Raw genomic sequence first — 5,047 nt, 5'->3', positions numbered from 1 at the left:
CTGTTGGCCCAGCGAGCCGCGAAAAAGATCGGCGAGGTCTTCAACGGCCTTCTCCGCGAGTTCCGGACTCGTGCGGGTGAGGCTCGCGATGGTGTTCATGCTGTTGAATAGAAAATGCGGCCGAATGCGGGCCTGCAGCGCCTGAATACGCGAACGGGCTTCGGTTTCGATATTCTGTTTCCATTGATGCTGAACGTAGAAGTAGCGCAGCGCCACCGCGGAAACGATCGCGCCGATTGCCACGTTGCGCTGAATGAACTGCTGGTGCAGCGTCAATCCATTACCGGCGGCGACCAGGTCCAGCGGCGCGAACCAGACCGCGCAAACGGATACCGCCAGGGTGACAACCAGGCTCAGCCCGTAACAGCCAAGCGCCGCGGCGAGTGGCGTCAGCCGATTGAGGCGGGGGCGGCTGAGACATAGCACGACGATGTTGCCAAGGGCGATCCATTGAAGAAAAACTGAAATCAGCGCCAGATTGATCCACAGGTCGCGGCCGTCCGCGCCGGATGACAGAGCGAGGATAAACGCCAGCAATTCTGCGCTCAGCACTGCCAGCAGTACAGTTCTCGCGCTGCAAAAGTCCGGCAAAAAGTTAGCCTCGTACGAGGTCGAATCCGTGGTGTTACGCCTTTTGTGAGCCATGAGATTGAGTGCTGTGAGGTTTACCGGCGCCGCGGCCGGGTTCCCGCTGACGCGCTGTCGCAATGTTATAATTTTGGCGCCATCAAACTAGAGTCTTTAATGAGCATTGACAAGGATAAACCCTGGAGCGGTCGCTTCGTCGAACGAATTGATGCGTTTGTCGAGGAATTCACCACTTCCGTCGGGTTCGACCGGCGGTTGTACGCTTGCGATATCGAGGGTTCGCGCGCGCATTCGCGCACCCTGGCGAAGGTGGGTGTTATCAGCGAGGCGGAATGTGGGCAGTTGCTCAGTGGTCTGGACACCGTTCAGGCCGAGATCGAGCGCGGTGAGTTCGTCTGGAAAGCAGCGCTGGAAGATGTCCATATGAACATCGAGGCGCGTCTGACTGAAATGCTCGGCGAGGTCGGAAAAAAGTTGCACACGGGCCGCTCCCGCAACGATCAGGTCGCGACCGATCTGCGCCTGTACCTGCGCGCTGAGATCGGCGCGATTCAGAGAGAGATCCGGCGCCTGCAACGCGCTTTGCTGGAAGTGGCGTCCCGGCACACTGAGACGATCATGCCGGGGTTTACGCATCTGCAGGTGGCGCAACCCATCGTGCTTGGCCATCATCTGCTAGCGTGGTTCGAGATGCTGGAGCGCGACCACGCGCGGCTGGCTGACTGCCAGTCGCGCGTCAACGTCATGCCGCTCGGCTCGGGCGCACTGGCGGGCACCAGCTATCCTCTCGATCGCTCCTACACCGCGGCACTGCTGGGCTTTACGCGACCCTCCGACAACTCCCTGGACGCAGTGTCCGATCGCGATTTTGCGATTGAATTCTGCGCTGACGGCGCACTGGTCATGCTGCACCTCTCGCGCATCGCCGAGGAAATGATTCTGTGGAACTCGCCACAGTTTCGATATATCGAGCTGCCTGACCGATTCTGCACGGGATCGAGCATGATGCCGCAGAAGAAAAACCCCGATGTGCCGGAGCTGGTGCGCGGCAAGACCGGGCGCGTGTACGGCAGTTTAATGGCGTTGCTCACAGTCATGAAAAGTCAGCCGCTCGCGTACAACAAGGACAACCAGGAAGACAAGGAGCCGATCTTCGACACGGTGGATACGCTGCAAGATTGTCTGCGAGCGTTCGCGGACATGGTGCCGGCAATCGAATTCAACAAGGCCGCAATGCGTGCTGCGGTCGACCGGGGTTACGCCACAGCCACCGATCTCGCCGATTACCTGGTGCGCAAGGGCGTCGTATTCCGGGACGCTCACGAAATCGTCGGGCAGGCAGTCAGGATGGCAATCGATCAGGTCGCGCCGCTCGGCGCACTCAGTCTCGATCAGCTGCAAAAGCTATCTCCGAAAATCGGTGGCGACGTGTTTGCCGTGCTTGTGCCGGAAGGTTCGGTCGCTTCGCGTAATCTGTTGGGTGGCACATCACCGGCACAGGTGCGTTCGCAGATCGAGTCGGCGCGCGCCCGCCTGGGCGGCGCCAGCTGACGCGCCACGGCAACAATATGGCCCACGGTTACAATACTGTGTTTCGCGCCGGCACAGGCATCCCCATCAGGCGCAGTCATGAGGGCACAGCAAAAAAGTTCGCCAGACCTGGGCTCTGCCCGGTGCAGGTCTTGCGTGACGCGCAACGCAACGTATCGCCAGCACTTGGCGCCACTGCTGAACCGGCGGCACGCAGTACCTATTATTCTTGCCGGAATTGCTGACCATGACAAGGATCGTAGATTACGTGGATGCGCGGCTCAAAGGCCGCACCCTCGCCACGCTCGCGAGCACCAGCGTACTGGTATGCCTTGCCGGACTGGTTGACCATCTCACGGGCCATGAACTGCCATCGGATATTTTTTATCTCATACCGATATTCGTCGCGGCTTGGTACACGGGCATCACCGTCAGCCTGCTGGTCTGCGCGTTCGCGATCGTCATTCGGTTCACGCTCGAGGTGGCAGGCAGCCCGGTCGACGGCATAACCGCAATTCATGTGTGGAATGCCGGTGTCGGGCTCGGTGTCTTCGCGTTTGTCGCTAATCTGAGCGCGAGGCTCGCCCGTTACGTCGAGCACGAGTCGCGGCTCGCCAGAGCCGACCCGCTGACCGGGCTCATGAACCGCCGCGCGTTCGACGAAACGGCCAGCCGGTATCTTGATCTCGCACTCAGCCGCGGCCATCACACGACCGTGATTTATATTGATATCGACGACTTCAAGCGCCTGAACGATAGTAGCGGGCATGTGGCCGGGGATCGGGTGCTTACCACCATCGCCGCCGCCTTGCGGCAGGGCGTGCGAAGTTCGGATCTGGTCTGCCGGCGCGGGGGTGACGAATTCGTGCTGCTGTTGCCCGAAACGGACTACGAAGGTGCGCGGGCCCTAATCGCAACACTAGAGGATCGGTTGGCGCGGATCGCGGCCAGCGATGGCTCCGCGGTCGGTTTCAGCGTGGGTGTCGCCACGTTTCTGAAAGCGCCATTGAACGTCGATGCCGCCATAAAGGTCGCTGACGACCTCATGTACAAGGCCAAAGTCGGCGGCAAGAATGATATTGTGCACGAGCTAGTCAATACGGCTGGCGATTTGACATTGCAGACCGCCGGTGCGATTCCGCGCGGCGGTCGCCGCATGGGAGACAAAATAATACCGTGAAGATCTATGACTTCCCGTTTGCGCCCAACCCACACAAGCTGCGAATTTACCTGGCGGAAAGGGGTTGAAGATTCCGCTTGAACGGGTGGATCTGCGCGCGGGCGACAATCAGCGACCCGAGTTTCTCGCCAAGAACCCCATGGGCGCATTGCCGGTGCTAGAACTGGACGACGGCTTCTGCCTCACCGAGTCGCTGGCCATCATCGAGTATCTGGAGGAATTGCATCCAGACCCGCCCATGATCGGCAGCGAGCCGCTGGAGCGCGCGCGAGTGCGCGAACTGGAGCGCATTGCGGAGATGAGCATACTGAACCGCATCACGCAAATTTTCATGAACACCAGCCCGATATTCGCACACCGCAGACAGGTTGCGCAGGCAGCCGAGCAGGCGCGCGCGGCGCCTCCGGCGGCCTTGCGTCTCATCGATGGACGAATCGGCGCGCATCGGCTTGTGGCGGGCGACAAGCCAAGCATTGCCGACTGCACCTTGTTCGCGGCTTTCGAGCACGCCGAACGCGCCGATGTACACATCGACGATTCCTACCAGAACCTGATGCGCTGGTATGCAAACTTTGGCCGACGGCCTAGCGCCCGGGCGTGACCCCTGTCTTGCGGGCCGGGAGCGGAATATGCGGCGTGCGTTAGCTAAAAGCCACGACGCTCGCGCTGCAAGCCAGTCGCCACGGCCGACACCTCGCTAGAGTCGCCCGAGCAGCCAGGTTCTGATGTCAGCGATTTCCTGCGGACATACCGCGTGCGGCATGGCATATTCATGCCACTCCAGCGGATGGCCTATCTCTCGCAGCAAGTCTCGCGAAATTGTGCCGAACGAGAAATCCAACACTGGATCGTCCGTGCCGTGCGCCAGAAAGACAGGCGTATTCTCATTGGCGGCGTGGCGTTCGCGCTTTACTCGTGCCCTGAGCGGCAGATAAGTCGACAAGCCCATGATACCCGCCAGGGTCTCCCCATAGCGCAGCGCAACGTGCAGCGCGAGCGCGCCGCCCTGTGAAAATCCGGCCAGTACGATGCGGCTGGCCGGAATGCCGCGCTCGCGCTCGCGCTGGATCAGCGCCTCTATGGTCGGCGCCATCTCGCGGATGCCTTGCTCGTCCTCTCGCGCCGCCGAGGTCAGGCCGCTAATGTCATACCATGCCGGCATGGCTAGACCCCCGTTGAGGGTAACCGGTCGCACTGGCGCGTGCGGAAACACAAAGCGAATGGCGAGCGATCGCAGGCGAAGTTCGGGCACGATGGGCTCGAAATCGTGGCCGTCGGCGCCCAGCCCATGCAACCAGATGATGCTCGCGTCGGGACCAGGACCCGTCGCGAGTTCTACCGCGGGGAGATATTCGTTAGTCAGCGTTTCGCTTGCCTTTTTGAAGAGTGGTCGCCGAGGTTTGCGCCCGCGACTCAGTCCGCTGCGGTGATTTCAGCCAGCAGGCTATCCGATGCGCCCCGGTTGTCCACCCAGCTGAGCCTGACCGGGTCACCGGCCTTGGCGCCACGGAACTTGAACGACAGATAGGGATTTGCGGAAATGCCCGTGCCCCACAGCGCGGTCATGACCACGCGACCCATATGTTCTACGGTAACTTCGCGAATAAAATGGGCGGGAATGAGCTCCCCGGTTTGTTCGTCCCTGCGCTGCCCGGTTTCCATCGGGTGACGAATAAGGCTCTTAAACGTCACGACTTCGCCTTGGATCTCCGCGAGTATCTTGATGCTGTCAGTCATGCCGCCCTGATC

The 5,047-nt window shown here is 60.8% G+C and carries 6 protein-coding genes; 3 read left to right on the top strand and 3 right to left on the bottom strand.

The features are described 5' to 3' along the window. Positions 1-645 (bottom strand): histidine kinase (locus H0V34_00630; GenBank protein MBA2490256.1); only part of this gene is annotated, 645 nt, incomplete at its 3' end. Positions 646-744: 99 nt separating this feature from the next. Between H0V34_00630 and argH the strand changes: the two genes are divergently transcribed. From argH to H0V34_00615, 3 genes are all read left to right on the top strand, one after another. Then, on the top strand, positions 745-2,139 hold the full coding sequence (gene argH / locus H0V34_00625) for an argininosuccinate lyase (GenBank protein ID MBA2490255.1): 1,395 nt from the start codon (positions 745-747) through the stop codon (positions 2,137-2,139). Positions 2,140-2,365: 226 nt separating this feature from the next. Next, positions 2,366-3,298 carry a diguanylate cyclase gene (locus tag H0V34_00620; protein ID MBA2490254.1) on the top strand — a complete coding sequence of 311 codons (933 nt, stop codon included), beginning with the start codon at positions 2,366-2,368 and terminating at the stop codon, positions 3,296-3,298. A 64-nt stretch (positions 3,299-3,362) separates the two neighbouring features. Continuing rightward, positions 3,363-3,899, top strand: a complete 537-nt coding sequence (locus H0V34_00615; GenBank protein MBA2490253.1) for a glutathione S-transferase family protein — start codon at positions 3,363-3,365, stop codon at positions 3,897-3,899. Positions 3,900-3,995: 96 nt separating this feature from the next. On the opposite strand, the gene H0V34_00610 is transcribed toward H0V34_00615, so the two are convergent. Both H0V34_00610 and soxZ read right to left on the bottom strand, forming a co-directional pair. Beyond that, the gene (locus H0V34_00610; GenBank protein ID MBA2490252.1) at positions 3,996-4,661 is read right to left on the bottom strand and encodes an alpha/beta fold hydrolase; all 666 of its coding nucleotides are present in this window, start codon (positions 4,659-4,661) and stop codon (positions 3,996-3,998) included. 50 nt (positions 4,662-4,711) lie between these two features. After that, entirely contained in the window at positions 4,712-5,035 is a 324-nt protein-coding gene (gene soxZ / locus H0V34_00605; protein ID MBA2490251.1) for a thiosulfate oxidation carrier complex protein SoxZ, read from the bottom strand. Between the last annotated feature and the right edge of the window lie 12 nt (positions 5,036-5,047).

The organism is Gammaproteobacteria bacterium, assembly GCA_013696315.1.
Classification (GTDB): Bacteria; Pseudomonadota; Gammaproteobacteria; order JACCYU01; family JACCYU01; genus JACCYU01.
Note: the sequence above shows the minus strand (reverse complement) of the source record. Positions and strands in the feature narration are given on the sequence as shown.

Coding starts and splice junctions, on each gene's coding strand:
- argH (MBA2490255.1), top strand. CDS start 745: ATGAGCATTGACAAGGATAAACCCTGGAGCGGTCGCTTCGTCGAACGA.
- soxZ (MBA2490251.1), bottom strand. CDS start 5,035: ATGACTGACAGCATCAAGATACTCGCGGAGATCCAAGGCGAAGTCGTG.
- H0V34_00620 (MBA2490254.1), top strand. CDS start 2,366: ATGACAAGGATCGTAGATTACGTGGATGCGCGGCTCAAAGGCCGCACC.